General features: G+C 71.6%; 3 protein-coding genes. 1 reads left to right on the top strand and 2 read right to left on the bottom strand.

What is annotated here, in order from left to right; genetic code table 11:
• A partial coding sequence (locus tag AC2W7J_RS17150; protein ID WP_485983892.1) for a YgfZ/GcvT domain-containing protein occupies positions 1 to 569 on the bottom strand: 569 nt, incomplete at its 3' end.
• 56 nt (positions 570 to 625) lie between these two features.
• Here AC2W7J_RS17150 and AC2W7J_RS17145 point away from each other — a divergent pair.
• Positions 626 to 1,627 carry an LCP family protein gene (locus AC2W7J_RS17145; protein WP_427801755.1) on the top strand — a complete coding sequence of 334 codons (1,002 nt, stop codon included), beginning with the start codon at positions 626 to 628 and terminating at the stop codon, positions 1,625 to 1,627.
• Between the two features lie 149 nt (positions 1,628 to 1,776).
• On the opposite strand, the gene AC2W7J_RS17140 is transcribed toward AC2W7J_RS17145, so the two are convergent.
• Positions 1,777 to 3,011: heme-binding beta-barrel domain-containing protein (locus tag AC2W7J_RS17140; protein ID WP_485983890.1), on the bottom strand; the 1,235-nt coding region annotated here is incomplete at its 5' end.

Genomic DNA, 3,011 nt, shown 5'->3' with positions numbered 1-3,011 from the left:
CGTCGACGATGACCTCGCGCAGCGTCGGTCGCGAGCCGGGTGCTCCTCGGCCGGGGGACCGTAGGTGCGGTGTCGCCGACGACGCGCGGCCACGGGTCGAGCCAGGTCGGCGGCTCGCCCTCCGCGCCCTCGCGGTCGACGCTCTCGCCGAGCACCGCGTAGTCGTCGCTGACGTCGGCCACCTCGACCCGCAGCATGAAGCGCATGGAGTCGAGCCACGCCGCGAGCGCGGGCGCCGTGCCCGGCTCGACGGTCAACCAGGTCGTCTCGCCATCGTCGACGACGTGCAGGGCGTGCTCGACGTGCCCCTTGGGCGAGAGGACGAGCGACTCGGCCGAGGTGCGCGGCGGCAGGTCGACGAGCTGCTGCGAGGTGAGGGAGTGCAGCCACGACAGCCGGTCGGGGCCGGTGACCGTGACGACCCCGCGGTGCGAGAGGTCGACGACCCCGAGCCCCTCCGCGAGCAACCGCTGCTCGCGCAGCGGGTCGCCGTAGTGCGCGGCGACCCCGGAGTCGATCCCGTCGCCGGGCACGGCACCGGCGGTCTGCAGCAGGGGCGAGGCACTCATGCAGCCCAATCTACGTCTCCCAGCCGGCTGCCGAACTCGCCCCGTACGATGACCGCATGCTCGAGGAGTTCGACGACGACACCGCTGGCGAGACCACGACTCGCCGCTCAGGCCGCCGCCGCATGGGGTGGGGGCGACGGCTCGCCGTCTCCGTCCTCGCCTTCCTGCTGCTCCTCGTGATCGGCATCGGCGGGTACGCGTGGTTCATCAGCAGCAAGGTCGACCGCAACCTCGCGCACGACGACCTCCTCGGGGAGGCACAGAACCAGACCGAGTGGCGCGATGGCGAGCAGCTCGTGACCGACGCAGGGACCAACTACCTGCTCATCGGCTCCGACGCCCGGCCGGGCGAGACCGCCAGCCGGGCCGACGTCATCCAGCTCGTCCACGTCGACGAGGACCACGGCGACGTGTGGATCATCCACTTCCCCCGTGACCTCTACGTGCCGATTCCCGGGCACGGCAAGAACAAGATCAACGCCGCCTACGCCTTCGGCCAGTCGCCGCTGCTCGTGCAGACCATCCAGGACCTCGTCGGCGTCAAGGTCGACCACGTCGCCAAGACCGATTTCGAGGGCTTCAAGCAGCTCACCGACGCGCTCGGGGGCGTGCAGGTCAACAACGCCCAGGCGAGCCCCAAGTACCCCGCGGGTACCCACGACCTCGACGGCGAGCAGGCGCTGGAGTACGTCCGCGAGCGCAAGACCCTCGCCGAGGGCGACATCTCCCGCGGTCAGCGTCAGCAGGCCTGGCTCAAGGGGATCATGACGAAGACCCTCACCCCCGGCGTGCTGCTCAACCCCAGCCGTCTCGGCAACGTCATCGAGGCCGGCACCAAGAACACGATCGTCGACAACTCGCTGACGACGGGCAAGATCCGCAGCGAGGCGATCAAGCTGCGCGGCGTGCGCGGCGGCAACATCCACTTCGTCACCGCGCCCTTCAGCGGCTACGGCACCGCGCCCGACGGCGGGTCGATCGACATCCTCGACGAGCAGGGCATGTCCCGGCTGAGCGATGCCCTGCGCACCGACGACATGGCGGGCTACGAGGAGTGACCCGACCCCGCCCCCTTCGCACCCCCCTGGACCCTGCAAAACCCTAAGGTTTTGCGAAGTTCCGGGCCGCCAACCCTGCAAAACCCTAGGGTTTTGCGAAGTTCCGGGCCGCCAACCCTGCTCAACCCTGGGGCGCGCGGCGGGGGCGGTCAGCCGTCGACGCGCTTGAGCTCCGCGGAGACGTGGCTGCTCATCGGCTGACCGGCGGCCGTCATGTCCATGACCCACATGAGGTTGGACTTCACGAGGCCGTACATGCGCTTGGCCGACGAGTACTCCTTGGCCTGCGGGCTGCGGATGATGCCGTCGGTCTGCAGCTCGATCCGGCCCGGCTCGACGGTGCCGTAGTACATCTCGACGATGCCCGTGGGGTGGGCGAGGAGGAGCTCCGCCTCCCCTTCGCCACCGGCACGCCAGAAGCCGAGCTCGGTGCCGGAGGGGCGGACCTTGTTGCCGGCGTCGTCGAGGATCCAGGTCGTGCTCTCCCAGCGCAGGAAGGGCCGCTCGTCATGGGTGACGACGAGCTCCTGGCCGAAGTTGGCCGACTCGATCGTCGGGTAGCCGACGACACCGGCTCCCTCCCAGCGGCCGACGAGCCAGGCGAGGGGGGCGATGTCCGGGTGGATCGTGGGGTCGAGGGTGAACACCCGCCCATCGTAGGGCGGACGCCGGGCCGGGAGCGCGCCGGCGGTCAGGCCAGGGGCAGGCGGGCGACGAGGTGCACGAGCGGCCCGGCGACGAGCACGGGAGGCCGCGCCGGCGGCGAGCGCACCGGCCACGGTGTCGATCGCCCGCTGCTGCGACAGCGCGCGGCGCAGCGCGACCGCGGTGCCCGCACCGATGACCCCGAGCAGCGCCGACCACGCCGACAGCGACCCCGAGAGCACGAGGTGCGCGACCAGACCGGCGAGCCCGCCGACACCCATCGCGGCCGGGATCATCCACGCGCTCGTCGCCGGACGCTCGAGGACGAGGTCGACGAGGGCGGCGACGGCCAGACCGATGCCGACGATGACGACCGGCCCGTGGTTGTCGGCGTAGACGGTGCTCGTGAGCAGCCCCCCACCGCCGATGAGCAGGATGCCGAGGGAGGTGCCGGCCATCGAGCGGGCCAGCTGCACCCGGGCCGGCGCCTGCAGCAGCGGGTGCAGGCACATGGCGATGATGCCCAGGGCCATCGCCGCGGGCACGTGCTCGAGGTAGGGCTCCTCGTCCTGCAGCACCAGGGCGGCACCGAGGGCGAGCGAGGTCACGGCGAGGACGGCGGTCGTGCCGACGGGGGTGCGAGACCCGACGAGCGAGGGCCAGCCGATCGCGACGACCAGGCCCGCGGCGACCACGGCGAGCAGCTCGAGGAGTCGCTCGCCCGAGGCCGCCGAACGCG

It is taken from the genome of Janibacter sp. CFPM2_SD2, from assembly GCF_057364645.1.
The sequence above is the reverse complement of the archived record's forward strand: the minus strand, read 5'-3'. Positions and strand labels throughout refer to the sequence as shown.

What these genes read in the sequence shown, in the direction of transcription:
- AC2W7J_RS17145 (WP_427801755.1), top strand. Translation starts at nt 626, where the DNA reads ATGCTCGAGGAGTTCGACGACGACACCGCTGGCGAGACCACGACTCGC.